25 protein-coding genes are annotated in these 25,489 nt (G+C 65.1%); 11 read left to right on the forward strand and 14 right to left on the reverse strand.

Features of this window, described 5'->3' with window-relative positions; translation table 11 throughout:
- Positions 1 to 32 precede the first annotated feature (32 nt).
- The 4 genes from ACXAJV_RS04800 to hemF form a co-directional block, all read right to left on the reverse strand.
- The gene (locus ACXAJV_RS04800; protein ID WP_475082528.1) at positions 33 to 788 is read right to left on the reverse strand and encodes a lysostaphin resistance A-like protein; all 756 of its coding nucleotides are present in this window, start codon (positions 786 to 788) and stop codon (positions 33 to 35) included.
- A 19-nt stretch (positions 789 to 807) separates the two neighbouring features.
- Positions 808 to 1,614 carry a helix-turn-helix domain-containing protein gene (locus ACXAJV_RS04805; protein ID WP_475082529.1) on the reverse strand — a complete coding sequence of 269 codons (807 nt, stop codon included), beginning with the start codon at positions 1,612 to 1,614 and terminating at the stop codon, positions 808 to 810.
- Between the two features lie 77 nt (positions 1,615 to 1,691).
- Complete coding sequence (locus tag ACXAJV_RS04810; RefSeq protein WP_475082532.1) at positions 1,692 to 2,186, reverse strand: hypothetical protein; 495 nt, start codon at positions 2,184 to 2,186, stop codon at positions 1,692 to 1,694.
- A 170-nt stretch (positions 2,187 to 2,356) separates the two neighbouring features.
- Positions 2,357 to 3,256, reverse strand: a complete 900-nt coding sequence (hemF, locus tag ACXAJV_RS04815) for an oxygen-dependent coproporphyrinogen oxidase (protein ID WP_475082534.1) — start codon at positions 3,254 to 3,256, stop codon at positions 2,357 to 2,359.
- 76 nt (positions 3,257 to 3,332) lie between these two features.
- Here hemF and ACXAJV_RS04820 point away from each other — a divergent pair, with 76 nt between their 5' ends.
- The gene (locus ACXAJV_RS04820) at positions 3,333 to 3,821 is read left to right on the forward strand and encodes a hypothetical protein (RefSeq protein ID WP_475082536.1); all 489 of its coding nucleotides are present in this window, start codon (positions 3,333 to 3,335) and stop codon (positions 3,819 to 3,821) included.
- 174 nt (positions 3,822 to 3,995) lie between these two features.
- On the opposite strand, the gene ACXAJV_RS04825 is transcribed toward ACXAJV_RS04820, so the two are convergent.
- Entirely contained in the window at positions 3,996 to 5,276 is a 1,281-nt protein-coding gene (locus ACXAJV_RS04825) for a DUF2235 domain-containing protein (protein ID WP_475082538.1), read from the reverse strand.
- Between the two features lie 70 nt (positions 5,277 to 5,346).
- On the reverse strand, positions 5,347 to 5,802 hold the full coding sequence (locus tag ACXAJV_RS04830) for a tRNA (cytidine(34)-2'-O)-methyltransferase (protein ID WP_475083290.1): 456 nt from the start codon (positions 5,800 to 5,802) through the stop codon (positions 5,347 to 5,349).
- A gap of 190 nt (positions 5,803 to 5,992) precedes the next feature.
- On the opposite strand from ACXAJV_RS04830, the gene petA reads away from it, so the two are divergent.
- From petA to ACXAJV_RS04875, 9 genes are all read left to right on the forward strand, one after another.
- A complete protein-coding gene (gene petA / locus ACXAJV_RS04835) occupies positions 5,993 to 6,637 on the forward strand; it encodes a ubiquinol-cytochrome c reductase iron-sulfur subunit (RefSeq protein ID WP_475082541.1) in 645 nt (214 codons plus the stop codon).
- Positions 6,634 to 7,905, forward strand: coding sequence for a cytochrome b (locus ACXAJV_RS04840; protein ID WP_475082543.1), 1,272 nt, complete (start codon positions 6,634 to 6,636; stop codon positions 7,903 to 7,905). The genes petA and ACXAJV_RS04840 overlap by 4 nt, the downstream gene beginning before the upstream one ends.
- A 15-nt stretch (positions 7,906 to 7,920) precedes the next feature.
- Positions 7,921 to 8,724, forward strand: coding sequence for a cytochrome c1 (locus ACXAJV_RS04845; RefSeq protein WP_475082545.1), 804 nt, complete (start codon positions 7,921 to 7,923; stop codon positions 8,722 to 8,724).
- A 249-nt stretch (positions 8,725 to 8,973) separates the two neighbouring features.
- A complete protein-coding gene (locus ACXAJV_RS04850) occupies positions 8,974 to 9,840 on the forward strand; it encodes an S-methyl-5'-thioadenosine phosphorylase (protein ID WP_475082547.1) in 867 nt (288 codons plus the stop codon).
- 44 nt (positions 9,841 to 9,884) lie between these two features.
- Positions 9,885 to 10,634, forward strand: coding sequence for a trypsin-like serine peptidase (locus ACXAJV_RS04855; RefSeq protein WP_475082549.1), 750 nt, complete (start codon positions 9,885 to 9,887; stop codon positions 10,632 to 10,634).
- Positions 10,635 to 10,706: 72 nt separating this feature from the next.
- Positions 10,707 to 11,105: a lysozyme inhibitor LprI family protein gene (locus ACXAJV_RS04860; protein ID WP_475082552.1), complete on the forward strand. Its 399-nt coding sequence runs from the start codon at positions 10,707 to 10,709 to the stop codon at positions 11,103 to 11,105.
- Positions 11,105 to 11,737 (forward strand): glutathione S-transferase family protein, encoded by a 633-nt coding sequence (locus tag ACXAJV_RS04865; protein ID WP_475082553.1) that lies wholly within the window; start codon positions 11,105 to 11,107, stop codon positions 11,735 to 11,737. The genes ACXAJV_RS04860 and ACXAJV_RS04865 overlap by 1 nt, the downstream gene beginning before the upstream one ends.
- 25 nt (positions 11,738 to 11,762) lie before the next feature.
- Positions 11,763 to 12,290, forward strand: coding sequence for an adenine phosphoribosyltransferase (locus ACXAJV_RS04870; RefSeq protein WP_475082555.1), 528 nt, complete (start codon positions 11,763 to 11,765; stop codon positions 12,288 to 12,290).
- Positions 12,291 to 12,837: 547 nt separating this feature from the next.
- Positions 12,838 to 13,452 carry a metal-dependent hydrolase gene (locus tag ACXAJV_RS04875; protein ID WP_475082557.1) on the forward strand — a complete coding sequence of 205 codons (615 nt, stop codon included), beginning with the start codon at positions 12,838 to 12,840 and terminating at the stop codon, positions 13,450 to 13,452.
- Here the strand turns inward: ACXAJV_RS04875 and ACXAJV_RS04880 are convergent.
- The 3 genes from ACXAJV_RS04880 to ACXAJV_RS04890 all read right to left on the reverse strand — a co-directional run bounded on the left by ACXAJV_RS04880 (position 13,449) and on the right by ACXAJV_RS04890 (position 17,364).
- Entirely contained in the window at positions 13,449 to 14,648 is a 1,200-nt protein-coding gene (locus ACXAJV_RS04880) for an MFS transporter (RefSeq protein ID WP_475082559.1), read from the reverse strand. The genes ACXAJV_RS04875 and ACXAJV_RS04880 overlap by 4 nt on opposite strands.
- Before the next feature lie 140 nt (positions 14,649 to 14,788).
- Positions 14,789 to 16,273 (reverse strand): S10 family peptidase, encoded by a 1,485-nt coding sequence (locus ACXAJV_RS04885; protein ID WP_475082562.1) that lies wholly within the window; start codon positions 16,271 to 16,273, stop codon positions 14,789 to 14,791.
- A 314-nt stretch (positions 16,274 to 16,587) separates the two neighbouring features.
- A complete protein-coding gene (locus ACXAJV_RS04890; protein ID WP_475082565.1) occupies positions 16,588 to 17,364 on the reverse strand; it encodes a hypothetical protein in 777 nt (258 codons plus the stop codon).
- Positions 17,365 to 17,460: 96 nt separating this feature from the next.
- On the opposite strand from ACXAJV_RS04890, the gene ACXAJV_RS04895 reads away from it, so the two are divergent.
- A complete protein-coding gene (locus ACXAJV_RS04895) occupies positions 17,461 to 18,390 on the forward strand; it encodes a 23S rRNA (adenine(2030)-N(6))-methyltransferase RlmJ (protein ID WP_475082567.1) in 930 nt (309 codons plus the stop codon).
- Positions 18,391 to 18,436: 46 nt separating this feature from the next.
- Here ACXAJV_RS04895 and ACXAJV_RS04900 read toward each other — a convergent pair whose 3' ends face one another.
- The 5 genes from ACXAJV_RS04900 to ACXAJV_RS04920 form a co-directional block, all read right to left on the reverse strand.
- Positions 18,437 to 19,816 carry a DUF3526 domain-containing protein gene (locus ACXAJV_RS04900; RefSeq protein ID WP_475082570.1) on the reverse strand — a complete coding sequence of 460 codons (1,380 nt, stop codon included), beginning with the start codon at positions 19,814 to 19,816 and terminating at the stop codon, positions 18,437 to 18,439.
- Positions 19,816 to 21,237 (reverse strand): DUF3526 domain-containing protein, encoded by a 1,422-nt coding sequence (locus ACXAJV_RS04905; RefSeq protein WP_475082573.1) that lies wholly within the window; start codon positions 21,235 to 21,237, stop codon positions 19,816 to 19,818. Before ACXAJV_RS04905 ends, ACXAJV_RS04900 begins: the two co-directional genes overlap by 1 nt.
- The gene (locus ACXAJV_RS04910) at positions 21,234 to 21,947 is read right to left on the reverse strand and encodes an ABC transporter ATP-binding protein (RefSeq protein WP_475082575.1); all 714 of its coding nucleotides are present in this window, start codon (positions 21,945 to 21,947) and stop codon (positions 21,234 to 21,236) included. Before ACXAJV_RS04910 ends, ACXAJV_RS04905 begins: the two co-directional genes overlap by 4 nt.
- 25 nt (positions 21,948 to 21,972) lie before the next feature.
- Positions 21,973 to 24,168, reverse strand: a complete 2,196-nt coding sequence (locus tag ACXAJV_RS04915) for a TonB-dependent receptor (protein WP_475082577.1) — start codon at positions 24,166 to 24,168, stop codon at positions 21,973 to 21,975.
- Between the two features lie 336 nt (positions 24,169 to 24,504).
- Positions 24,505 to 25,146, reverse strand: a complete 642-nt coding sequence (locus ACXAJV_RS04920) for a phage baseplate protein (protein ID WP_475082579.1) — start codon at positions 25,144 to 25,146, stop codon at positions 24,505 to 24,507.
- Positions 25,147 to 25,489 lie beyond the last annotated feature (343 nt).

Consider the following 25,489-nt stretch of genomic DNA (forward strand, 5'->3'; position numbering starts at 1 on the left):
AACCCCGGCCGGTGGGCCGGGGTTTTTTGTTTTTAGATATCCAGATCGAGATACATCGCGGTGAAGGCCAGCGAGTCGACCAGCGCGTGCGCCAGGATCAGCGGCCAGAGATTGCGCTTGTAGACGAGGTAGAGCGTGCCCAGCACGACCCCGATCATGCCGGTCACGAACAGGCCGCGCAGGCCCTGATAGTAGAAATGACCGTAACCGAAGACCAGCGCCGGCAGGAGAATCGCCAGCCCGGTCGCGAGCGCCTTGGGCAGGCCGCTGAAAGCGCGTTGCAGGCGGGAGATCATGAAGGCGCGGAAGAAGAGTTCCTCGAACAGGCCGCCGCTGATCCAGGCTATCCCCATCCACAGAAGATAAACGGGCAGATTACCCTCGATATCGCCCCACCGGGCCTCGATCCCTTCGGACGGCAGGTCGGTACTCCACAGGCCCAGCGCTTCGCCGCCGGCCGTGACGCCGACACCCGTGCCCAGGATGGCGACAACCCCGAGCAGCGTCTGCGGAGCCACCAGCAGGATGGACTTCCAGCCACCCGGGCGCCGCAGGCCAAGCGCCCGCCAGCTTTCGCCGCGGCGATGAAGATACAAGGTCGCCAGGCCCAGCGTGACGATGAGGGTGATCGGGCCGGCAAACTTCCAGACGATCTGGTCGAGACCGGCCTTCAGCGTGATGCTGAACACGACGGCAAGCAGGAAGGCCGCGAGGGCTTCGCGGGGGCGGATCAGGGGCGGGGTGTCGGACATGAAGGCTCCACTGGCATCGATTGATGTTCCGGTCATGCCATGGCCTGCCGGGCGCTTATTGAACGATCGTGCAAGCGCTGTGCGGCGACGCCAGCAGAGTCTGCCAGCGCCGCGGTGACAAACCGTAGGCCTGCCGGAACTGGCGCGTGAAGTGCGCCTGGTCCGCAAAGCCGCAGGCATAGGCGGTGTCGGCCAGGGCATGGCCGTTTTCCACAAGGGCGCGGGCGCGGTCGAGCCGCCCCATCTGCCAGTAGCGATAGGGGCTGGTTCCCAGTACCTGGCGGAAATCGCGCGACAGGCGCCAGCGATCCAGGCCGCTGACCGTTTCCAGCTCTGCCATGTCCGGTGCCCGGTCCGCCCGGCGGAGAATGAGACGGCGCGCGCGTTCGACGGCGCTGCGGTCCGGTGCCGAACGCGAGGTCCTTGTGTCGGAGACCGCGTCCATCGCCAGGACAAGTTCGGTGAGGCGGTGGCTCCAGCCCGCGGCGTCACCGTCTCCCGATGCGCCGGCCCGCAGGCAGGCGCCGATCGCGGCGATGAGGCGCGGGTCGTGGCTGACCCCGCCGTCAATGTGGGGCAGGGGGCCGGGCCGCAGGTCCGACACGTGCTCGGGCGCCAGCGTGATCGCGGCATAGCCGAATCCGGTTTCGTCGACCGGGCGGCCGTCGTGGATTTCGTCGGGGTGCAGGATGACGGCGTCGCCGGGGCGGGCATGGCGGGTCGCGCCGCGATAATCGAAGGCCTGGATGCCGCGCCGGGTCAGCGCCAGCGTATAGACGTTGTGCCGGTGCGGCGAGAAAGCCGTGCCGACCAGCTCGGCCTGGAAACACTGGACCGGCTGGCTGGAACTGCTTGCTGGCATGGCGGACATCTCCTGTCTGTCAGGTTAGAAGATGCCCGCCGCCCGTGTTTTGGATGCAGTTTGGGACGGGTGGCGGCCTATCGGCCCCACATCGCCCGTTCGCCGTTTTCCACACGCTGCATGGATTGCGCGTAGGAAGCATTGATCGAGACACGGATATTCTGCTCCGCCGGGCTTTCCGCCGAAGTGCGCACCTCGTGCTCGATGCGATTGGCGATCTCGAACTCGATCCGCTCTCGTTCCTCGGGCGGCAGAGCCTTGAGCGTGTCCTCGGTCATGCCCTGTTCTTCCAGGTACATGGCGCGGATCTGCTCGGCCGGGCTCATCTGGGCCCATTTGAGGAATTCCTCGACCACACCACCGCCCAGGTTGGAACCGGGCGACTGCTCGCCGCCGGACTGGCCGGGCGGCGCGGCTTCGGCAACTTTTTGACTGGCCTCAAGCGGCAATTCGGCCGCTTCGGGCGGGATGGCATCAAAGCCTTCCGTCGGACGGGTTTCTTCCTCGGCCTCGGGAGAGCGGGCGCCCGGCCATCTCGGGGCCGGTTGTAACAGGGCGTCGATATAGGACACGCGCTGGGCTCCTCGTCGGTAGGCCCCGGCACGGGATTCGTGAAACGGGGCGCTGCCTGCCTAGCAGGAGCGGTGCCAGTGCAGAGGCCAGTCATAGCGTATGAATTTTCGCCAAGCGGCAGATATTGCCCGGCTTTTTCTTCCATCTGGCAGGATCTGCCGGGCCGCCGCTAAGGCCATTTCGCCTCGGGTGGCATCGAGGAGAGGATGGATTTCACATTGCCGCCGGTCTCGAGGCCGAACTTGGTGCCGCGGTCATAGAGCAGGTTGAATTCGGCGTAGCGGCCTCGGCGGACAAGCTGTTCCTCGCGGTCTTCCGGCGTCCAGGTTTCACCCATGCGGCGCCGGACCAGTTGCGGATAGATATCCAGGAAGGCCAGGCCGACATCGCGGGTGAAGGCGAAGTCGCCATCCCAGTCGCCGGTATTGTGGCGGTCGTAGAATATCCCGCCGATGCCGCGCGGCTCGTCGCGATGCGGCAGGTAGAAATATTCGTCGCACCACGTCTTGAAACGATCATGGAAGTCCTCGCCATGGGCGTCGCAGGCCGTCTTGCAGGCGGCGTGGAAATCCTTGGCGTCGGGGTGCGACTGGGTGCGGTCGCGATCGAGCACGGGGGTCAGATCCATGCCGCCGCCGAACCACCACTGGGTGGTGGTGATGAAGCGCGTATTCATGTGTACGGCCGGCACGTTGGGCGACCACATATGGGCGATCAGCGAGATGCCGGTGGCAAAGAAGCGCGGGTCTTCCGCAGCGCCGGGGATCTGCTGGCGGAACTGTTCGGAGAACGCGCCCTTCACGGCGGAGACGTGGACGCCGACTTTCTCGAACAGCCGCCCCTTCATCAGGCCCATGCGCCCGCCGCCTTCATCCTTGGGACCGTCGCCGCGTTTCCAGTCCTCGAACACGAACCGGCCCGGTTCGCCGGGATAGAGATCGGACGGGGCCTCGTCTTCCAGGCGTTCGAATTCGGCGCAGATCCGGTCGCGCAGATCCTCGAACCAGGCCTGGGCGGACTGGCATTGCAGGTTGGAGCCGGCAGAGGCAGGTTTGGGTTGGTCGGTCATTTGATCTGTCGACAATCCTTCAACGTATGAACGTTACAGGGCGTCTGGAATTGCACGTCATGCGGCGATAATCCAGATGGATCGCGGGATCTTTGATCGCGGGATCGTTGATCGGGAGGATGCAGTGCCTGAACCGGCGAAAGCGAACAACAAGCTGTCACAGCGCGTCGCCTACGGCACGTTCGCAACGGCGCTTATCAGCCTGCTTGCGGCATATTCGGCCTTCTGGTCGGGCATTGTGCTGCTGGCCTGGCTGGGGATCGCACCGGAGCGCGTGTTCCATTTGGACGTTTCCGCCGCCCTGTCTCTTGTTCCGGTCTGGACACGCCTGGTCCTGTGGCTGTGGACGGCTCTGCTCGTGGCTGCGCTCGTCATGGTCCTGTTCCGGCGCAAGGGGGCTGTGGTGTTGCTGGCGAGCGCCATCATTCCGCACCTCGCGGCCTTTCTCACGCTGAGTGCCAATCCCTATTATGACGGGACCTTCGGCTATCTGAACATCGCGCTGGAGGTCTTCCTCGTCTACTGGCTTGCGCGCCAGGCGGTGCCGGTCTCCGCACCCCGATAGGGCTGCCGGTCCGGCTTGCCGCAATGAAGCCCGGTGGGCGCTTCGTCTTCGAGGCGTGCGGACTTGACGCAGATCCGGTCGCGCAGGTCCTCGAACCTGGCCTGAGTTGAGGCGCGCTGGATATCAAAGCGGGTTGTGAGGGCCGCTCTGCACTGCGTGACCGGATGCCATCGGTCAGCGCCGCCAGGTCGGGAAGGCCGCCTCGATCTCGGCAATGCGGATGCGCGTCTGCTGGCGGATACGGTCGGCGAGCGACTGGACATAGTCCATGTTCTCGCCCTCATACCCCTCATACTGCTTGGCCAGCACGGCGATCTCGCCAACATCCGGCAGGTGGGTGACCCGGTCGCGGTTGATCATGCCCAGCGAATAGCCCAGCAACCGGCCGATCGCGCTTTGATTGGCCTGTTTCCAGTCGCCCGAGACATTGCTCAACGGTGCGTGAAGCGATGGCGCGAAGCGGATGGTCTGCGTGTTGTTGCGGCTTCGCGAGCGATCACGCACCGTGACCGGAAAATTCACGGCGCTGAACGTCCCGTCAAAGCTCAGACGGGCGCCATTTCTGCAGGCCCCTTCAGCAATCCAGGCGAGGGCATGGTCGGACAGGCCGGTGACATCGCCGCCCCCGCCGACCGAGCCGTGATCCCCGGGAAACCAGAGCTGTTGGTAGGCGTCGCGGCCGCGCCCGTCCTGCTCGGCTTCGGTTTGCAGCGCGGCCATCTTTTCGGCCTCGAACAGGGCGGGCCGGAAGGCAGCGCGCGGTTCGTCCAGCGCCACGGCGTGGCGGGCCCGCTGGACGATGCGGGAAAGCTTGAGATCGTGGAAGCCGTGATCCTCGGCCTTGCCGGCCATGGCATTCCACACGCCGGGCACGCCGTTCTGGCCGACCGTGTCCCAGACGCCCAGATAGCTGACCATGATCTTCTGGTCGGGATTGTCGGCCTGCAGTGACAGGTCGGCGGCGGTCTCGATCCACCAGCCGGGATGATTATAGGTGCGGCGGAACTCGATACTGTCGGGATGGTCGGGTTTGCGGCGCTTGTCCTTGTAGAGCACCAGCGCATCGTCGACATAGGGCGCCGCATCGCGCCGCAGGATGCCGCAATTGCGGATCATGCCGACCAGTGAGCGGGCCGTGTAGGCGCCGCGCGAGAAACCGAACACGAAGATCTCGTCGCCGGGGTCATAGTTGAAGACGAGGAAGGAATAGGCATCGACGATGTTCTGGATCAGCCCGTCGCCGAAACCGCCGCCATCCAGGCTTTCGCCTTCCAGCGTGCCGACGCCCTCGTCGTAGAAGACGACCTGCTTGACCGGATCGGCGCCGTCGCCGGCATCGCCCTCGGGGTGGATCGACTGGGCCAGCTTGACCACATTCGTGACCGGGCGGGACTTGTAGTCCAGCTCGTTCCAGGTGCCGTCACAGCAGATCACGATACGCTTGTGCCGCGCCATCAACCCCTCCCGAGCCGTGCCGGACATGCGCGGGTACACTACTTCAGATAGATACCCCGATCAAATTTCTTCAAGGGTTGTTTTTGTGCTGCCGGCTCGCTTCTGCCAGTGCGATGCCGGCGCTCATCGCGACATTGAGCGAGCGCATGTCCGGGCGAATCGGAATCCGCACGCGACAATCCGCCGCGGCATGGACTTCCTCGGTGACGCCGGCGCTTTCACGGCCGAAGAGGAGGCGGTCATCCGGCCGGAAAGAAAAATCCCACAGGTCTGTCGCGCCCGATGTGGTGAACAGAACGAGGCGGCCCGTGCGGGCTTCTGCACTTTCTGTATAGGTATTCCAGCTGGCATGGCGCACCGGGACAATGGCTGCGCCATAATCCATGGCGGCCTTGCGAATCCCCTTGTCCGTCAGGGGAAAGGCACAGGGTTCGATGACGTCCATTCCGGCCCCGAAACAGGCGGCCGTCCGCATGGAAGCCCCAAGGTTTTGCGGAATATCCGGTTGAAAAAAAACGATCCGCATTCTAAGCCGCGCACAGACTGGAGCCATCTGTCTGCATGCGGCATTGCGCCGCCTACTGGTCAGTGGGTCCGGGAGTAGTTTATACCGCGTCAAACCCCGTCTTGGATGGGGTCGTCAAGATTGACGCATGTTTCTGGGGCAGGGCCCGGCTTTGTGCAGGCCCGTTATAGACAAGAGAAGAGGTCGGCTCGTGACGGAAGAGAACGGCGCGCCCGGCGGACACGGTGAAGAACCGACACGCCGCGACTTCATCTATATCGCTGCAGGCGGCGCGGCCGCTGTCGGTGGCGGTCTCGTGGCCTGGCCGTTCATCGATCAGATGAATCCCGCAGCGGATACGCTCGCGCTGGGGTCCATCCGCGTTGATGTCTCGCTGGTCCCGGTGGGATCGGAGATCACCGTCATGTGGCGCGGTGGCCCGGTCTTCATCCGGCACCGGACCGAGGACGAGATTGCGGAAGCCCGCTCGGTTCAGATGAACGCGCTGCCGGATGAAGACGCCCGCAATGACAACCTGCCGGCCGGCATTCCGGCGATCGACGCCAACCGCGTCCTGCGCCCGGAATTCCTGATCGTGAAGGGCAACTGTACCCACCTGGGCTGTGTGCCGCTGGGTCTTGGCGCCAATACCGGCGACTATGACGGCTGGTACTGCCCCTGCCACGGTTCGCACTACGACACCTCGGCCCGGATCCGTCGCGGACCGGCGCCGGAAAACCTTCCGGTTCCCGACTACTATTTCGAATCGGAAAACACGGTGAAGATCGGCCTGTCGCCTGACGAGGCAGCTGTCTCCGGATGGCAGGTCGCTGACGCTTCGGGGGCTGCGGCATGAGCGGACAATCGACCTACGAGCCGAAGACCGGAATCGAGAAATGGCTCGACTCCCGTCTTCCGATCATCCGCCTGGGCTATGACAGCTTTGTCGACTTCCCGACGCCGCGGAATCTGAACTACTGGTGGACGTTCGGCGGCATTCTCGCCGTCTTCCTGATGATCCAGATCGTCACCGGCATCGTGCTCGCCATGCACTATGTCGCGCACGAGGCGCACGCCTTCGAGAGTGTCGAGCGCATCCGCCGCGACGTGCCCTTCGGCTGGCTGATCCAGTCGATGCACGCCAACGGCGCCAGCTTCTTCTTCGTGGCGGTCTACCTGCACATGTTCCGGGGCCTGTACTACGGATCGTACAAGGCGCCGCGCGAGATCCTGTGGATCCTCGGCGTTGTCATCTATCTGCTGATGATGGCGACAGGTTTCATGGGCTATGTGCTGCCTTGGGGCCAGATGTCCTACTGGGGCGCCATGGTGATCACCAACCTGATCGGCGCGCTGCCCTTCGTCGGCGACGCGATCCGGGAGTGGCTGTGGGGCGGTTTCTCGGTTGGCCAGGCCACACTGAACCGCTTCTTCTCCCTGCACTACCTGCTGCCCTTCGTGATTGCCGGCGTTGTCGGCCTGCACATCTGGGCGCTCCACGTGCCGGGCAATGGCAATCCGGCCGGTCTGGAAATCAAGGATACCAAGAAGGATGCACTGCCCTTCCACCCGTACTACACGGTGAAGGACGGCTTCGCGATCATCGTCTATCTGATGGTCTTCGCGACCTTCGTCTTCTACATGCCGAACGTTCTGGGCCACGCCGACAACTATATCGAGGCGAACCCGCTTTCGACGCCGGCGCACATCGTGCCTGAATGGTACTACCTGCCTTTCTACGCGATCCTGCGCGCCATCACTTTCGACATCGGCCCGATCGATGCGAAGCTGGGCGGTGTCATCGCGATGTTCGGCGCCATCGGCATCCTGTTCGTCCTGCCCTGGCTGGATACGTCCAAGGTGCGCTCGATGCGCTATCGTCCGCTGACGCGCTGGTTCTTCATCTTCTTCGTGATTGCGGCGCTCGGCCTCGGCTGGTGCGGCGCGAAGAACCCGGATGATCCGTTCATCGGCGCCGTGAAGTTCGTACACCTGGCGCAGTTCCTGACGGCCTACTACTTCGCCTACTTCATCGTCATCCTGCCGGTGATGGGCATTGTCGAGAAGCCGAAGGACCGTCCGGCGTCGATCGAGGCATCCGTCCTCGGTGAAGACAAGTCCTAAGGGAGCGACGAGATCATGATGATGACCCGTATTTTCGCCGCTGCCCTGGCAGCTGTCGGCCTGTCGGCCACGGCGGCGCTGGCCGTCGAGGGTGATGCCCACGCACCGGAAAACTACGCCTGGGACTTCGAGGGGCCGTTCGGCACGTTCGACCGTCATGCAGTCCAGCGTGGCTATCAGGTCTACCAGGAGGTCTGTGCCTCCTGTCACTCGATGAACCTGATGCGCTTCCGCAATCTGGGCCAGAAGGGCGGTCCGTTCGAGTCGGAGCAGTATCCGAACCCGAACGACAACCTGATCGTGATGCAGATCGCTTCGGGCTACCAGGTCGAAGACGGTCCGAACGATGATGGCGACATGTTCATGCGTGACGCCCTGCCGTCCGACGCCTTCCCGGCGCCGTTCGAGAACGAGCAGCAGGCGCGTGCCTCCAATGGCGGCGCCTATCCGCCGGACCTGTCCCTGATCGTCAAGGCGCGTACGGGCGGTGCGGACTATATCCGCTCGCTGCTGCTGGGCTATGAAGAGGCTCCGGAAGACTCCCACCTGTCGCCGGGCCAGTATTACAACGCCTACTTCGCCGGTGGCGCGATCGCCATGGCGCCGCCGCTGGTCGACGACATCATCTCCTATGATGACGGCACGCCGGCAACGCTGGAACAGATGGCCGAGGACGTGACGACCTTCCTCACCTGGGCCGGCGACCCGCACATGGAAGCGCGCAAGCAGATGGGCGTGATGGTGCTGATGTATCTCTTCATCTTCGCCGTCCTGGTCTATCTGGCCTACCGTCAGATCTGGCGGAACGTGAAGCACTAGGCGTTTCGCCTGGCACCGGATTGAAAAGGCCGCGAGCGGAAACGTTCGCGGCCTTTTTCTTTCCTCCCCACATCGTGGGGAGGGGGGGCGCGAAGCGGTGGAGGGGCGCCGCGTGGCAGCGCGGCGAAGATGGTAGCGCCAAGCTCGACCGTCCACCTCCTCCGCCTTGGGCTCCGGAGGCCCCCTCGACCCGCAGCTTCGCTGCGGCCCACTTCCCCACGTGCCGTGGGGAAGAAAGGAGATCGACACATGACGCACTGGAAACTCGGCATCATCGGTGGCTCCGGCCTCTACGCTCTCGACGGGCTCGAAAACGTCCGCAGCGAAACCGTCGAGACGCCTTGGGGCACGCCGTCGGCGCCGTTGACGCACGGCACGCTGAACGGTGTTGAACTGGTCTTCCTGCCGCGCCACGGGGCCGGGCATCGCCTGTCGCCGTCCGACATTCCCTTCCGCGCCAATATCGCCGCGCTGAAGATGGCGGGCTGTACGGATATTGTCTCGATCTCGGCCTGCGGCTCGCTGCGCGAGCATCTGGCGCCCGGGCATTTCGTCATAGTCGACCAGTATGTCGACCGTACCGATGGCCGCGCCCGCAGCTTTTTCGGTGCGGGATGCGTCGCGCACGTGCCCATGGCCCAGCCGGTTTGTGCCCGTCTGGCGGGCCTGATCGGCGATGCCGGGGAGGCGGCCGGTGTGCCGGTCCAGCGTGGCGGCACCTATATCACCATCGAAGGGCCGCAATTCTCCACCCGCGCCGAGAGCGAGCTCTACCGGCATTGGGGCATGGATGTGATCGGCATGACCAACATGCCCGAGGCCCGGCTCGCCCGCGAGGCCGAGCTGCCCTATGCCTCGATCGCCATGGTGACGGATTATGATTGCTGGCATGATGGCGAGGCGAGCGTCGACGTCTCTGCCGTGCTGCGGGTGATGCGCGACAATACGGTCAAGGCGAAGGCCTTGCTGACCGGTCTGACGGCCATGCTGGCCGGCCGCGAGCGCGCGCCCGACCCGGTCGATACCGTGCTCGATACCGCGATCATTACGCCGCCAGACGCCCGCGACCCTGAGGTCGTCGCCCGCCTGCGCGCGATTGCCGGACGGGTGCTCTAGCGAACGGCTGGACGGAGTGCGTGCGGTAGGACTAGACTTGCCTCATGTATCGCATCGTCCTGACTGCCCTCATCGCTGCTCTGGTCATGGGTCCGCAACCGCGCGCCGAAGCCAGTGACATTGTCAGCTTCAATGCCTTGGACGAACAGACCTACGACGTCTCGCGCGAAAGCGTCGTCCAGCTCCTATGCCGGGACGAGCAAAGTGGCCGGCATTATCTCAGTCGTGCGGTGGTGCTGGATGCCCATCCCGGGGGGCGGCCGCAATTCGACATACTCCTCGCAACCCGTCATGCCCTGCAGGGAAGGAACGGTTCGCGTACCTGCCATGTCCGCGGCGTCCCGGAATGGGTGGGTGAAATTGTCGATGTGCGCACCGGAAAGCCTTCCGAGGACAGCCATCCGCAGTTCAGCAGCGACTGGGCAATCCTGCGTACCCGCCGCCGCCTGCCGAACGAAACTCCGCGGCTTCGTGTTCTGGCGGCCGAAGGGATCGATCAGGGCGAAGTCTCGCTGCTGGTCCGTCCCGTGGACCGGGCACCCTGCGACGTCCGGCAGTCGCCCCCGGCCTTTTCCGATCCAGGACTTCTGATCCATGGCTGCCGGTCGCGCCAGGGGCTGTCGGGCACGCCGCTGGTCGTTCAGATTGATGGCGAACCCTTTGTGGTCGCTGTCCATGTCGGGCACACCATTCCATTCGGCGAGACCCAGGACTCCTACGGGATTGCCCGGCGGCTCAACGGGGAGTTCCTCACCACCCTGGCCGAGTATCTCCACGAAGCCGGCATCCCCTAGCCGCAGGCCGCTCTTTCCCCGGGCCGCGGCCTCGTCCATAAAGGCCGCACGGGCAAGGATGAAGGGGACACCATGATCACGGTGGTTGCACTCAGCTGGGCGATTTCAGCCGTTCAGATGCCGGAATTCACGCCGCCCCGTCCGGCGGTGGAATGTGCTGAACACCTCACCGACTGGCCGGCCCGCCGCCGCTGCCTGCGCGGTCTGCTCGACGATGCCGAAGCGGCGCTCGACCGCGCGGCAGACGCCGCCCTCGAGGAAGCGCGCAATTCCGACTTCGACTCCGGTGGTCATTTTGGCGCCGAAGCGCATTTCGAGACCGCTCAGACGGCTTGGCACGCCTACCGCGATGCCGAATGCGACCGGCGCACCGCGCTGATGTTCATCGGCGAGGACAGCCGCGAGGAGATCGGTTTGGACTGCCGCATCACCCTGACCCGGGCCCGCACACGGGAATTGGAGACGATGTGATGGACCGGCCGGTCCTGCATATCGGCAACAAGCGTTTCTCCAGCTGGTCCCTGCGGGCCTGGCTGGTCCTGCGCAAGGCGGGCATCGCGTTCGACGAGGCCATGGTGCCACTCAACACGCCGCAGACGCGCCAGGCCGTGAGCGATCTGTCCCCGGGCGGCAGCGTGCCGGCTCTGACCACACAGCACGGCACATTCTGGGATTCGCTGGCGATCGCCGAATGGGCCGCCGAGCGCGAGCCGGGGTTGTGGCCGGAGCATGAGGGCCAGCGGGCGCTGGCGCGCGCTGCGGTCTGCCGGATGCATGCCGGTTTCACCGCCCTGCGCGGCCAGTGCGCCATGGACATTGCGCGCACGCCGCAGGCCATTGCCCTGAATGCCGATACCCGCGCCGACATCGCCGCCATCCAGGCGCTGTGGAATGATGTCGGCAGTGTCGATGGTCCCTGGTTGTTCGGCCGCTGGAGCATTGCCGACGCCTTCTTCACGCCGGTCGCGGTGCGTTTCCACACCTTTGACATTCCGCTGCATGCCGGCGCCCAGGACTATTGCGATAAGCTGCTGGCCGATGAAGACTATACCGCGTGGCGCAGCGCCGCCCTGACCGAGGCCCTGCCGGGCCCGGCCGCGTGACTGACAGCGAACTGGACCTTTCCGCATGGACCTGAAATCCGCCATCCGCACGATCCCGGACTATCCCAAGCCGGGCATCATGTTCCGCGATGTCACCACGCTGATCGGCGATGCCCGGGCTTTCCGCGTCGCCGTTGACCGCATGGTCCAGCCCTGGGCCGGCGCCAAGATCGACCGGGTGGCCGGCACCGAGGCGCGCGGCTTCATCCTGGGCGGTGCCGTGGCGCACCAGCTCTCGGTCGGCTTCACCCCGGTGCGCAAGCGCGGCAAGCTGCCCCACCGTACGCTGATCGAGGAATACGAGCTGGAATACGGCCAGGACGCGATCGAGATCCATGTCGACGCGATCCAGGAAAACGACCGTGTCCTGCTGGTCGACGACCTGATCGCCACCGGCGGCACCGCCGAGGCTTCCATCCGTCTCTTGCAGCGCGCCGGCGCCACCGTTGTCGGCGCCGCCTTCGTCATCGACCTGCCCGACCTGGGTGGCGCCAAACGCATCGAAGCGCTCGGCGTGCCGGTCTCCTCGCTGGTGAAGTACGAAGGCGATTAAATGGGGCGCCCCCCTTCTACCCCACCGGGGAGAAGGTGCCGCAAAGCGGCGGATGAGGGGCGCGCGCCAGCGCCGCAAAGAGTCTCTGAGTGGGCCGCTCCGCGGCCGCCCCTCACCCTGCCCTCTCCCCGGTGGGGGAGAGGGGCGTTCACTGCAGCATTCATCGTCACCCTGACGAAAGTCAGGGCCCAGTTCACAGAACGCGATGGGGGCGAACTCGCACCCTGTACCGCTCTGCGGCCACAAGCGTAATCTGGGTCCTGACTTTCGTCAGGATGACGGTGGTTTGGGCTGAGGCTGGCTTTCCTCCTCATTCCATGGGGAAGAAAGAGGCAGCCGCTTCCCCCGGACTTGTTCCGGGGCCTGGCGGCGTTTCAGGCGCAGGCTCAACCAGGCCCCGGCACGGGGGCCGGGAAAATCAGGCGAGGCGGTGAATATAGCCCGGTGAAACCTTGCCTGCATCGGCACAGCCCCTAATCTGGGCCCGGACAGGGGAGGGCACGCCATATTTGTCGGTCATTACGGTCCGGCCTTTGCCGGCAAGGCGGTGGCGCGCAGCGTTCCGCTATGGACGCTGTTTCTGGCGGTGCAGCTGGTCGATGTCGCCTGGGGCATATTCGTCGCCAACGGGATCGAGCATGTGCGCATCGTGCCGGGCTTTACCGACGCCAATGCGCTCGATCTCTACGACATGCCGATCACGCATTCCCTGCCGGGCGCGCTGGCCTGGTCGGTGGCGGCGGGGCTGGTCTATGCGATCTGGGCGCGGCGCGAGAAGGTTCTTGGCGGGCTGGTCGTCGGCGCAGCCGTCTTCTCCCACTGGATCCTCGACCTTCTCGTTCATGTGCCAGACCTCCTGCTCTGGCCGGGCGGACCGCGCGTCGGGCTGGGCCTGTGGAACAATTACCCCGCCGCCCTCGCACTCGAGGCCGCGGTGCTGGTCTTCGGCTTTCTGCTCTACATGCACGTGACCGAGGCAAAGGGCCTCATCGGTCGGATCTGGCCCTGGGTCTTCATGCTGCTGCTGGGCGTCGCGGAGATCGCCAATCATGGCGGCCCGCTGCCGGAAAGCCCGGCAGCCTTCGGCTATTCCGCCGCCGTGACCTTCCTCGTCCTCACCGGCCTCGCCGCCGTCTGCGACCTGACGCGGCGGGCGCCCTAGTCCGCACTGTCTGCTTCGTCCGGCAGGCCGGGCAGGAGCACCAGCGTCAGCACGGACAGTACCGAGATCGCGGCGGCCACCAGGGCCAGCGGCAGGAGGCCGTCCGTCACGAAGGGTGCAGCGATGGCCGTGCCGCCTGCAGCGGTCAGCAGGATGGCCAGCAATACCAGGGCCGAGCCGCGCGCCTCATTGCCATCGGATGCCAGTATGGCGCGGTAGAAGCCCGGCGGGCCGCGAAAGCCCAGACCCATATTCACCGGAATGAAGAGCACGGCCAGCATCAGGGGGTTCGACCCGCCGGCGAACGCAAAGGCCAGCAGGCCCAGCGTGCCGCAGGCCGACAGGGCCGACCCGCCCGTGATCAGACGTTCCGCGCCCAGCTTGCCGGACAGCCAGCCCGCACTGTTGGCGCTGATCATGAAAAAGGCGATGCCCGTCACCTGCATGACGATGAAATCGCCCAGCGTGCCGCCGAGGCTCTGGGTGATCACCACCGGGGCGCCGAACACGAAGGTCAGCAGCGCGCCCAGTGTGAAAGCCTGGCTCAGCGCATAGCGCAGATAGACCCGGTCACGCAGCAGCGGCAGATAGCCCGTCGAACCGTGCCGTGAAACCAGGGCCGGGAAGGCCTTGCGCCGCATGAGGATGAGGGCGCAGGCCGCCACACTGCCTGCGGCGAGCACGTGGAAACTCCCCTGCCAGCCCAGATGCTGCAACAGCCACACACCGGCAACCGGTGCCAGGGCAGGAATGATCGCCTCGATACTGCCCAGAAGGCCCAGCGCATTCACCGCATCGCGTTCGGAAAAGAGGTGGCGGATCATGCCGGGGGCGAAGACGGCCGCCGCAGCACCGGCCGCGCCCTGGATGAAGCGCAGGCCGACGAGGATCTCCAGCGATGGGGCATGGGCGGCCAGCTGGGACAGCAGGGCATAGCTGGCCAGCGACAGGACCAGAAGGGAGCGCTGGTTGAACCGCGCGCCGAGTTCGCCGAACAGGACCAGACCGGCGCCCGCGCCCGCGACAAAGCTGGCGAGCACCATTTGTGCGAGGGCCGGGCCGCCGCCCAGACTTTCAGGCAGGGCAGGGACGGCTGGCAGGACCAGATCGGTCCCCGCCAGGCCCAGCGTCGTGCTGACGAGCAGCAGAACGAAGACAAGGCGCCGTCGCGCGCGGGCATGTGGGTCGTCTGACATGGCGTGTCCCGTCGGTCGTCTGGCAGAAGGCTGGAAAAGACCGGCACACCTATCCTGAAACCCGCAGTAACGGCCAGCGCAAAAAAAAGGGCGCAGATCTGAAATCTGCGCCCCTTGCCTGTCCTTGTTTGCGGTCGCGGCTAGTTCGCAATCAGTGCCCGCACATCGGCTGTCGAGGCCTCCAGTGACGGTTCGTGCAGATACATCATGTGGCCGGCTTCGTAATAGGTGAAGCGGACGCGGTCCTGGTCGAAGCCGGGCTGGTTGAACATCAGCTCGGCGGCGAAGAAGGGCGTGGCCAGGTCGTAATAGCCCTGGGCGACGAGAACCTCGAGATCGGAATTCTGGCGCATGGCGCGGGCGATCCACGGGGCGACATTGATGTAGTTGTTATTGCCCGAGCGGCCGACATTCCAGTTCCAGCCGCGCACGCCGCCGATCACCGAATAGAATTCGGTCATGTCGACGCCCAGCGTGCGGGTGAAATAGTCCAGCATGGCGGCGGTATAGCTGCCGTCGATACCGTAGAAGCTGGGATCGGTTTCCGGATTCTCGCCGACACCGTCGACCTCGACACCGGTGAAGCGGGCGTCCAGTCGGCCTACCGACACGCCTTCATCGCGCATCAGCTCGCGCTGGAAGCGGCGCAGCGAGACCCGCATATTGGCGCGGGTGAGGAAGTCTTCCGACAGACCGGTAAAGCGCGACAGCTCGCGCACCACGCGCGCCTGGCGGTCGGCCGGCAGGGTCACGCCATGCATCAGGGCCGGCATGTAGTCCTCGATGGCGAAGGTGCGTGCCTCGGCCAGGAAGGCCTCCAGATCATTATTCCAGGCCGAGCGGTCGACCTGGCCGTGATACCAGGCGGTGGCCGCGAAGCCCGGCATCAGGCCGACATAGCCGATATCATTGCCTTCGGAGGTGTCGTCATAGCGGAAGTCCAGCACGGTCGAGATCAGGGCGACGCCATTGATCGCGACATCGTTATAGCTGCCTTCCAGCTGGTTCAGCAGCGAGCCGATACGCAGCGTGCCATAGCTTTCGCCCAAGAGGTATTTCGGCGAGTTCCAGCGCCGGTGCTCGGTCAGCCAGATGCGGATGAACTGGGCCAGGCTTTCGCCGTCCTCGTTGACGCCCCAGAAATCGTCGCCCTCGCTCTCGCCCAGCGGACGGCTCCAGCCGGTGCCGACCGGATCGACGAAGACGAGATCGGCCACGTCGAGGATAGAATGCGTGTTCTCGACGATGTTGTAGGGCGCGGCGCCATCGTCCTGCGCATTCGGCAGGGCGACGCGCTGCGGGCCGAACATGCCCATGTGCAGCCACAGGCTGGCCGAACCCGGCCCGCCATTGAAGACGAAGGCGACCGGACGCGTGCGCGGGTCGGCATGGCCGTCGGCGATATAGGTGGTCGAGAAGATCGAGGCGGTCGGATTGCCGTCGGCATCGCGCAGATAGGTCTCGCCGGCGGTGACGGTGTAGCGCACGCGCGTGCCGTTGGCGTTGACCTGGCCGGTGCTCTCATAGACGCGCGGTTCGGGGATATCGTCCCCGGGATTCTCCTGCGCCTGAACGGTGGTGGCCAGAAGCACCGCGCCTAGCGCGGCAGTCATCAAGCGGATCATGCCTGTCTCCCCAAATTTTCTCGCCGCGACCCTAAGCGCCAATCCGCCCGGCGGGAAGACCGGGTGTGCGGCGGTAATGTTGGGTGGGTGGAGTTAGCGCCTGTCCTCTCTCCCTCTCCCGGGGAGACAGGCACGAGCGTCGAGTTTGGTCCTTCCCCTCGATGGGGAAGGTGGGCCGAAGCGGAGCTTCGGGTCGGAAGGGGTGAACCCCGGCGGCGGGCCATGAAAAGCGAAGTGGCAGACACCTCGCCGCCACCCCATCCACCACGCCTGCGGCGTGGTCCCCCTTCCCCATCAAGGGGAAGGACGAGGGCCTACCGCTTCTTCTCCACCAGCAGCGTCTTCGGGCGGCGTTCGCGGGCGGTCTTGAAGAGCTGGAAGCTCTGGTTCACGAAATTGGTCACGTCGGTGATGGAGCGCATGAAGCTTTCCAGCTCCGGCGTCTTCTCCGCCTCGACCAGGCGCACCGGCGCGGCCGGATCGCCGCCCTCGAAGCGGACATAGAAGAGCGGCTCGCCGCGCTTGAGCACCAGATCCTTTTCCAGATCGTGCCATTCGAACGCCCACATGTGCTGGCGCGGCCAGATGTCGGCGGGGAAGCGGCCGCACAGCATCACGCCCGGCCGGGCCTGGGTCTCGTAATGCAGGAAGGGCGGGAACTGGTTGATGTAGAGCGGGTCGTCGGAAATGAAGACATAGGGCGTGACCAGCTGGATCATCGGCCGCTCGGGATGGCGCCACTCATTGGGCGGCGACAGGACGAGGATTTGCTGCAGACCGGCCGGGCGGGTGGAGGCCTGGTGACCGTCGACATTGGTCAGCTGCAGCTGGCCCTGGGCATTGCGCACCATGCGCAGGCGCAGATCGACCGGGCAGGGGATGGCGAAATGCCGGCGGTCGAACTCGATCGCGGCCGGACAGGACAGGGCCGACTTGGTCGTTGCCGGTCGCGGATGATCGAAGCTCACCGGCTTCGGCGCGTCCCAGATCAGGCTCGTCTTGTCGTCCTTGAACAGCCAGCCGGCCTTGTAGACCCGGCGCGGCCCGCGATCCGCCTCGTCCTGCATCCGGCGATAGAGTTTCACGAACATGCGGTCTGGCCCCTCCGTCTTCACGCCACCGGAAGGCTAGGCCAAAGCCCGGCCGGTTGCGAGGCGGGTTTTCAGCATGCCCCGCCGATGCGGGCGATGGAAACGCCGCCGCAGAAACGCTATAGCGCTGGCATGAATTACCGCCACGCCTTCCATGCCGGAAACTTCGCCGACGTGCTCAAGCACTGCGTTCTCGCCCTGTGTCTGGAGCATCTCAAGTCCAAGCCCAAACCCTTCCGGGTGATCGACACCCATGCGGGGATCGGCGGCTATGACCTCGCCTCCAGCGAGGCCGAGCGCTCGCCGGAATGGAAGGACGGGATCGGCCGCCTGCTGAGCGCCGACATGCCCGAAGCCGCCGCCGAGGCGCTGGCGCCTTATCTCGACGTGGTGCGCGCGCTCAATCCGGACGGTATGCGCCACTATCCCGGCTCGCCGGAAATCTCCGCCCGGCTGTCCCGCGCCGACGACCGCATGCATCTGTGTGAGCTGCACGAAGCCGACGCGAAGACGCTGGACGACCGCTATCGCCGCGATGCGCGTGTGAAGGTGGAGCGGCGCGACGGCTACAAGGCGCTGAAAAGCCTGCTGCCGCCGAAGGAAAAGCGCGGCCTGGTGCTGATCGATCCGCCCTTCGAGGACCGTGACGAGCTGGCCCATATGGCTGAGGCCGTCACCGGCGCTTTCGGGCAATGGCCGACGGGCACCTATATCTTCTGGCGCTCGCTGAAGAATCTCTGGGCCGCTGACCGGTTCGACAACGGGCTCGCCGAATGGCTGATCGCCGAGAAGGGTATCGAGCCGGAGAAAATCCTGCGCGCCGACCTCTGGGTGCGCGACCTCGCCAGCGAAGGCAAGCTGGCCGGCGCCGGCGTGATGGTCATCAACCCGCCCTTCACACTTGAGGAAAAACTCCTCGGCCTGATGCCCTGGCTCGCCGACACGCTGGCCCAGGGCGACGGTTATGGCTGGCGCGTCGATGGCGGCCTGACCGACGAGGATGTTGAAGAAGGGCTGGAGGAATAGCCAGCCCTCCTTCGTCAGTCCGGTTCTGCGCCAGTCCGGCTTTGCGTCAGTTCAGGCGCTGTGCGCGGCGCAGGGCGAGCAGGGTGCCGCCGCCGGCGAGTACAAGCATCCAGATCATCGATATGAGGCTCGACGCCGGGACCGCCGGTTCGGTGAAGACAAACTCCGGAATGCTGCGGGCTTCCGCAACCGTCAGCCGGTTGCGCCCGACCGTCGCCGGTCCGATCGCATCCAGCACGACATCCAGATGCGCACGGGCCTGCCGGCGGTAATCGGCCGAGCGGGCCGGCCCGGTGCCGGCCGATGCCTGCAGGACCTGGTTCAGCATGATGGCGGGAGACAGGAATTGCAGCGTGCCGACCAGGCCGCGCTGTTCCGCCTGCTGGCCCTCGAACGCATCGACGAGACCGCGTGTGCGGGTATTGATGTCGATATTGGCCAGATAGGAGGCGCGGTAGAAGCCGGGCACGGCCTCGTCGGGCGCATCGGCTTCGTCCGGATGCTCGGCCATGAAAATCTCCGCCCGTTCGGCCAGATTGCGCCGCGTCGCACCTTCCGCCAGCCGTGCCTCGGTGAGATAGCTCACACGCGAGGGCAGCGGGTAGAGCGCTTCCGCGGTGAAGCGCACGGTCGACGGTGCGACCACCACCAGCAGCGCCCAGACGGTCACCGCAGCCAGCGCGCCGGTCGAGACCTGCCGGAATGAAACCGCGACCAGCGCCGCCACGGCGCTCCAGAACACGGTGTAGATGGCAAGGCTCGTGATCCAGACACTGGTGGCCGCGACCGGGGCATCAAGGAGGAGCGCGGCGGCCAGGATGGCGACCGCCGGTATCGCAAAGGCCGGCAGCGCGACCGCGATGAGACGGGCGATCAGGGTCTGGCCGGCGCGGCCGCCCTGGATCAGGAAGAGGCGGAAGCGGCCGGCTTCCCGGTCGCGCGACAGCACATCGAATGAGAGCAGCAGGACCAGTAGCGGGAGGACGGCGACCACGATAAAGGCGAGGTCCAGACGTCCTGCGCCCAGTATCACCGGGCCTTCCACTTCATAGCGCCGGAACAGCGAAACCTCGCTGCGCCATCCGCTGATCAGGGCAGTGTGCGGCTGCATGGCCTCATTCCGGCTGGCCAAGGCCGCCAGCGGCCCCGGAGGCAGGGCTGCGAGGAAGGTGAGGCTCATGGGGCGGGCGGCATAGGGGGAAATCTCTTCGCCGGCCTCTGCGCTTTCCAGATCCGCCATCCATTCGGATCGGTCGGTCAGAAGATCGGCGGGCACGTCGGCCAGCACACCTTCGGCATGGCGTTGCCAGGTCACGCCATCGGCGACGGACCAGGCAATCAGCACGGCATAAAAGGCGATGGCGGCGAGGCGCGGCACCGAGCGCCACAGGGTGTTGAATTCGCGGGCGAGGTAAAAGCGCAGCATCACAGGCGCTCCTGTTTCATGGCCCGTCCGGACAGGTGGATGGCAAGGGTGAAGCCGGCCAGAAGCCAGGCGAGAAGGGCAAGGACTTCGATCCGGTAACGCTCGAGAATCTCCAGCGTGGACACCGGTTCGGCCTGGAAGTCGGGGATTTGTTCCCAAAGCGCGCGGTCGGCGGTGTAGGCATAGCCGCTCTCGCCGGCATTCATCATCATGTCGCGGTTCAACTGCTCGATAATGCGGCGGCGATGGGCCTCGGCCTGCCGTGTGAAGCGTAGCTGGGCCGTCAGATCGGTCTCAGCGAGACCGGAGGACAGGCGCTGCAGGGCCAGCACCGGCGAGGCGATCGCCAGATAGCGCAACACCCGGTCCTGGGCCTCGTGACGGGCATAAAGCTCGCCATAGAGACGGTCATAGACCTCATTGGCGAATTCCTCATGGGCCTGGAGGACAAGGGCTTCACGATCAAAGCCGAGATCCTCGAAGCGTGCAGCGCCGAATTCTTCCAGCACTTCGGCCTCATAGGCGGCGACGGCCGGCTCGCGGGCATCGCCGCTCCAGAAGGGCGACTGCGCCTCCAGCTGGATGGCGTTTTTCAGTTCTTGCTCGTCGATATCGGGATGGATGGACGCCGCAAGCTGTCCGCCGATCACGGGCAGGATCACCGAAACGCTGACCCAGAAACCGATCGCCAGCACAAAGGCGGCCGACTGGCTGCGCGAACGTGCCGAGATCGCGACGACGATCAGGGCAAAGCCGGTCAGGGCGCAAAGATAGGTGCCGGCAAGCGTGGCAATGCGCATGGCGCCGGCATCGAGATCGCCGCTGATCGCGCCGGGCAGCAGGACCGCCAGGAAGATCAGAAGGCACAGGCCGCCCACGGCCAGCAGAACCGCGCCGGTCTTGCCGGTGATGAAGCGGCCCGCGGAAAGCCCTGTCGCGGCGAGCGCGCGCAGGGTGCCGCGTTCACGTTCGCCCGCGACGGCCTGGAAGAGCAGGACAGTCAGGGCCAGCGTACCGATCACCTGGATCACCCATGCTGCAGACAGGGTGGGGAAGGGGGTGGCGATGGCGGCATCCTCGGCCCGGCGCAGGGCGGCCGGGTTCTGGGTGTGGGCTTCCAGCCAGACCGCGGCGCCGGCAAAGTCGAACACGCCGGGATCGAAAGCCGCCAGCGAGGGCGTCGGGCGGAAGGCGTATCGTGCGAAATGCGCGGCGCCATGGGGATTATTCTCGCCCTGCTCGACCCAGATTTCCCGGTCGGAGGCGGCCGCATGGTCACGGGCGGCGGCATCGCTGCGGGCCCGGTTCCACCCGTCCAGGCTGGCCGCGCTGACCAGCACCAGCATCAAGGCAAACAGCACGAGAAAGCGCCGGTCGCGGAGAAACTCGCGAAACTCCTTGTGGATCAGCGTGCCGGTCATGACACCGCGTCCGCATGCATGTGGTCGAGATAGATCTGCTCGATCCGGTTGGCATCGACGCCGGCGGACGCGATGGTTTCGACCAGCTTCCCGGACTTCATGATGCCGATCCGCGAAGCGCATTCCTTGGCGCGGAAAATGTCATGCGTGGCCATCAGCACCGCACAGCCGGCGGCGCTGAAGGTTTTCAGCCGGGCGGTAAAATCGCTCGCGGCCTTGGGGTCGAGACCCGACATCGGCTCGTCGAGCAACAGGATCCGGGCCTCCTTGGCAAAGGCGATGGCGAGACCGACCTTCTGCCGCATACCCTTGGAATAGCCGCCGACCGGCCGGGATATCTGGTCTTCCGTGAGCCCCGCCTCGACCAGCAATTCCCGCAGCCGGGTGGGCGACTGGCTGTGCCCCGAGAGGCGGTCGAAATAGGCGAGATTCTCCAGACCGCTCAGGCTTGGATAGAGCGCCACATTCTCCGGAATATAGGCGAGCAGGCGGCGGGCTTTCTCCGGATTGCGGGCCGGATCGATCCCGTCGACGCGGACGGCGCCCTCATCGGGTTCTGCAAAACCGAGAAACAGGTTCAGCGTCGTCGTCTTGCCGGCGCCATTGGCGCCGAGCAGGCAGACGGTTTCTCCCGGTTCGACACGGAGATTGAGCGCGTCGAGCGCGGTGACGGTTCCGTAGCGCTTGGTGGCGCGGTCGGCGTGAAGCATGACGAAATCCCTCCCCGGGCGGCCTCTAGAAGGCCGCCCTCAACGTGGCGCGAACCTGCCGGGGCGTGCCGGGCGTCGCATTTGTGGCAGCGGTGCGCGACCCGCCGAACAGATAGACATAGTCCTCGTCCAGAAGGTTGGTGACCGACAGGTCGATCCCCATGCCCTCGCGCGGCAGCGCGATGCGGGCCGAGGCGTTGAGCAGGCTGAAAGCGCCGCCGCTCACACTGTTGTCGGCGGTGACGAAGTAATCGTCATACCATTCATAGGACGCGGTCAGGCTGAGCCAGTCGGCCGGCTGATGGTTGATCTCGGCATAGACAATGTTCTCCGCCACACCCTGCGGGGTCGTACCAGACAGGTCGACCGCCCCTCCGAAACCGTCGACGATGAAGGTGTCCCATTCGGGGTCGAGATGGGTGTAATTGACCATGATCGCCGTGTCCGGGCCGGGCCGCCAGGTGACCGAGGCTTCGACGCCGCGGCTGGAATATTGCTGGCCCGTGGTTGCCAGGGTGGGCGGACCGCTGGGATCGGGATTGCTGACAAAGGCGCGGCGGTCCTGTTGTTCCAGATAGAAGATTGCCGTCTCCCAGGAGAGGCCGCCATCGAAGGCCTCGCCCTTCCAGCCAAGCTCATAGCTGTCGATCGTGGTGGGCCGCTCGATCCGGTCGTACTGCGAGGGGTTCCACTGCCAGATCGGGCCGAAATTGGAATTGAAGCCGCGGCCATAGCTGGCATAGAGCAGGCCCGGGCCGTAATCATAATCGAGCGAGGCCTTGGGCGAGAAAGCGCCCGCATCGCCTTCGGCAACGAGGTCGGCGGGCTGGCTGTCGACGATCGCGAACCGGGTCTCGCGGTCGAACCAGTCATACCGGCCGCCCAGCGTCAGGGTCCAGCGGGCGTCCAGCTCGATCTCGTCCTGAACGAACACGCCGTAGAACTGGTTCGTTGTGTCGGCGGCTGCCCGTGTCTCGCGTACGAAACAGGGATGATCGCCATTGGTCACCTCGCCGGTCGAATAGTCGATCAACACGGCGTAGAACTTGAACCCGCAGGCAAAATCGAACCCGTTCTGGCCGTACCAGATATCGCGCTCGTCCTGGGTGGCGTGCTCGGCACTGATGCCGGCGACGATGGAATGCCGCCCCGTGCGCCAGTTGGCGGTGGCTTCGGCGAAGAAGACATCCGATTGGTTGGGCGAGTCGAAACCATTGATGCCCATGATGGAATTGGCGGGATCGAACTCGAAATAGTCGTAGAAGTTCAGGTCCGCGCGTCCGTCATAGGTGCGATACTGGGTGCGCAGGGTAAGATCCAGATCGTCGGAAACGCGATGCGTCAGACGCCCGGCCAGCATCCAGCCGGTCAGGTTATTGCTCGGATTGCCATAGCCCAGAAAGGCGCTGTGACCGCCCGTTACGTCGACCAGCTGTCCGTCCGGCAGGGTCGGGATCGTGCTGGGCACTTCCGCGTCGCGGTCGAAATAGTTGAGATAGCCGGTGAAATCCGTCTGCGGCGAAAGCTCGGTCTCGGCCCGCAGGAAGAGGTTGGACGCCGTCCGTGCGCTGTTCTCCCGCCAGCCTTCGAAGCTCTCATGCGTTGCCGAGGCGAGCAGCGAGCCGGCCGCGCCGGTGCGTTCCAGGGTGAAATTGGCGCGATAGAAGTCGTCGCTGCCAATGGACAGGGCGACGCTCTGGCCATTCTCGCGGGGCGCACGGGTGATGTAGTTCACCGCGCCGGCGATCGCGCCGCGGCCGTAGAGGGCCGAGACCGGTCCCCGCACGATCTCGGCGCGGCTGACCGCGGCATAGGGGATTTCGAACAACAGGACTTCCTCGTCCGGCCCCACAAAGGGAATGCCGTCGACCATGGCGAGGAAGGTGTCATTGCCGTGATTGCCGGTGACGCCGCGGATGGAGATGAAGGGGAATTCATCGCCATCGCCTTCGCCGCGGCGGAAATAGACGCCGGGCACGCCGCGGAACTCGTCCGTGCCATAGGTGAAGCCGCGCGCATTGAGCGCGTCGAAATCCTGGACGGTGAGCGCAACCGGCGCATCCATCAGCGCGCGCTCGGTCCGGGTGCCGGTGACCACGACGACATCGGCGTCCTCAACGGCCTGGTCATTGGCCTCACGGCCCGTCTGCGCCAGGGCCCCGCCGGCCAGCATGACAGCCAGCGCCGCCACGGATCCGGTACGATACAGGAAACTCTTCACATGCCCCTCCGATACGAAATGTGATAACATCACATATCCGGAGCAAGCGTCAGCGGCAAGAACCCGCGATGTGAAGGATTGGAAAGATGGGGAGGAGGAGGCCTCGCGCTCGAAGCCCGGCTGGGTCGTTCACGATCCGCGCTGTGACGACTACGCCAACGGCCAAGCTGCTCGGTGCGCACGCAAATACCTGACGCTGAGTGGCGTCAACACGCGCTCACGCTCGGGGAAACTCTTTGGTCCGGTCCCTCGCGCGTTGATTGGGGGCTGGCCGATACGGGTGTTGAAGGGGGGCGTAGTCAGCCAGCGGCCTCGATTGCCGCGCATCTTGTGATCCTAGACCGGCGGAGTCTCGACCAGGACACAAAAGTGCACGCCGATATAGGGCGGCACATTGTCATGCGGTTGTCCGCGCCCGGCGAAGCCGGACAGGATTCTGCGCGAACGGGTACCACCCGCACCTATGCCCAGTTCGTCCCCACCATCCGCTCCGCCCCATGGCAGATACTCGTCGCTGTTCGTGGCGAGCATGGTCTCGTGCTGGTGCCGCGGCATCTGATCTTGCGTAAGCACGACCTCCTGGGTGCCGCCGAACTGCCCGGCTCTCACCTGGTTCGTTCTTGACTGATCGTCAGGCGGGATCCCGGCACCAACCAGAAAGCGGCCGACCGCAGGTTCGTACAGCGACCACATTGGGCCGGGGCAAGGTTCTTGCGGGCTGGAGTTGACGGCGATGATGGTTCCAGCAGGCAGTTGCAAGGAAGGGATGTCGCCACTGTGGGCAGGCTGACTAAAATTTCCAAGCCAGCCCAGGTCGACATTTCCGGGCTGAGACAGGCGCCAAACGACAGATGTTGTGTACACAAGGAAAAAAACAAACATCGAACCAAGCACCATCCAGATCATTTTGTGGGTTATGTTTGCAGCGATTATGGCTCGATAGTCTTCGTGTGCTGGCGTTTCGCTTTTATTCGGCATGTTGCCTCTCCCCAAAGCGGCATGCTTTCGCCGCCCCCGCTGGGCAGAGGTGGTGAATTGGCATCTTTCCAGTTGCTCGTATATCACAATCAACCAGTGGGTGTGAGTCTGCCGGCGCTCGTCCCGCGCGGCCGCTGCCTTCGGCGTACGCTCGGGGCCGATCACCTGGCTATCTGGTTGAGGCGGCCGCGGGATAGGCAATGCCGGCAAGGTGTGGGCTGAGGCATTTTCGCGCCGACTACCCGGTTATGAACAGCCGCAAACGGTTTTCTTGGCGCTCAGGCTTGAAACGCTTCCGCATCTCCCCAACTTAGGCGCTCCACGCCATTTTGGCCTCCCTTGT

It is taken from the genome of Maricaulis sp. ABE4_448 (assembly GCF_056160825.1).

What these genes read in the sequence shown, in the direction of transcription:
- ACXAJV_RS04870 (WP_475082555.1), top strand. Translation starts at nt 11,763, where the DNA reads ATGGACCTGAAATCCGCCATCCGCACGATCCCGGACTATCCCAAGCCG.
- ACXAJV_RS04850 (WP_475082547.1), top strand. Translation starts at nt 8,974, where the DNA reads ATGACGCACTGGAAACTCGGCATCATCGGTGGCTCCGGCCTCTACGCT.
- ACXAJV_RS04895 (WP_475082567.1), top strand. Translation starts at nt 17,461, where the DNA reads ATGGAAACGCCGCCGCAGAAACGCTATAGCGCTGGCATGAATTACCGC.
- ACXAJV_RS04825 (WP_475082538.1), bottom strand. Translation starts at nt 5,276, where the DNA reads ATGGCGCGGCACAAGCGTATCGTGATCTGCTGTGACGGCACCTGGAAC.
- ACXAJV_RS04920 (WP_475082579.1), bottom strand. Translation starts at nt 25,146, where the DNA reads ATGCCGAATAAAAGCGAAACGCCAGCACACGAAGACTATCGAGCCATA.
- ACXAJV_RS04840 (WP_475082543.1), top strand. Translation starts at nt 6,634, where the DNA reads ATGAGCGGACAATCGACCTACGAGCCGAAGACCGGAATCGAGAAATGG.
- ACXAJV_RS04910 (WP_475082575.1), bottom strand. Translation starts at nt 21,947, where the DNA reads ATGCTTCACGCCGACCGCGCCACCAAGCGCTACGGAACCGTCACCGCG.
- ACXAJV_RS04885 (WP_475082562.1), bottom strand. Translation starts at nt 16,273, where the DNA reads ATGATCCGCTTGATGACTGCCGCGCTAGGCGCGGTGCTTCTGGCCACC.
- ACXAJV_RS04860 (WP_475082552.1), top strand. Translation starts at nt 10,707, where the DNA reads ATGATCACGGTGGTTGCACTCAGCTGGGCGATTTCAGCCGTTCAGATG.
- ACXAJV_RS04890 (WP_475082565.1), bottom strand. Translation starts at nt 17,364, where the DNA reads ATGTTCGTGAAACTCTATCGCCGGATGCAGGACGAGGCGGATCGCGGG.
- ACXAJV_RS04880 (WP_475082559.1), bottom strand. Translation starts at nt 14,648, where the DNA reads ATGTCAGACGACCCACATGCCCGCGCGCGACGGCGCCTTGTCTTCGTT.
- ACXAJV_RS04805 (WP_475082529.1), bottom strand. Translation starts at nt 1,614, where the DNA reads ATGCCAGCAAGCAGTTCCAGCCAGCCGGTCCAGTGTTTCCAGGCCGAG.
- hemF (WP_475082534.1), bottom strand. Translation starts at nt 3,256, where the DNA reads ATGACCGACCAACCCAAACCTGCCTCTGCCGGCTCCAACCTGCAATGC.
- ACXAJV_RS04855 (WP_475082549.1), top strand. Translation starts at nt 9,885, where the DNA reads ATGTATCGCATCGTCCTGACTGCCCTCATCGCTGCTCTGGTCATGGGT.
- ACXAJV_RS04905 (WP_475082573.1), bottom strand. Translation starts at nt 21,237, where the DNA reads ATGACCGGCACGCTGATCCACAAGGAGTTTCGCGAGTTTCTCCGCGAC.
- ACXAJV_RS04820 (WP_475082536.1), top strand. Translation starts at nt 3,333, where the DNA reads ATGGATCGCGGGATCTTTGATCGCGGGATCGTTGATCGGGAGGATGCA.
- ACXAJV_RS04900 (WP_475082570.1), bottom strand. Translation starts at nt 19,816, where the DNA reads ATGCTGCGCTTTTACCTCGCCCGCGAATTCAACACCCTGTGGCGCTCG.
- ACXAJV_RS04800 (WP_475082528.1), bottom strand. Translation starts at nt 788, where the DNA reads ATGACCGGAACATCAATCGATGCCAGTGGAGCCTTCATGTCCGACACC.
- ACXAJV_RS04865 (WP_475082553.1), top strand. Translation starts at nt 11,105, where the DNA reads ATGGACCGGCCGGTCCTGCATATCGGCAACAAGCGTTTCTCCAGCTGG.
- ACXAJV_RS04845 (WP_475082545.1), top strand. Translation starts at nt 7,921, where the DNA reads ATGATGATGACCCGTATTTTCGCCGCTGCCCTGGCAGCTGTCGGCCTG.
- ACXAJV_RS04830 (WP_475083290.1), bottom strand. Translation starts at nt 5,802, where the DNA reads ATGCGGATCGTTTTTTTTCAACCGGATATTCCGCAAAACCTTGGGGCT.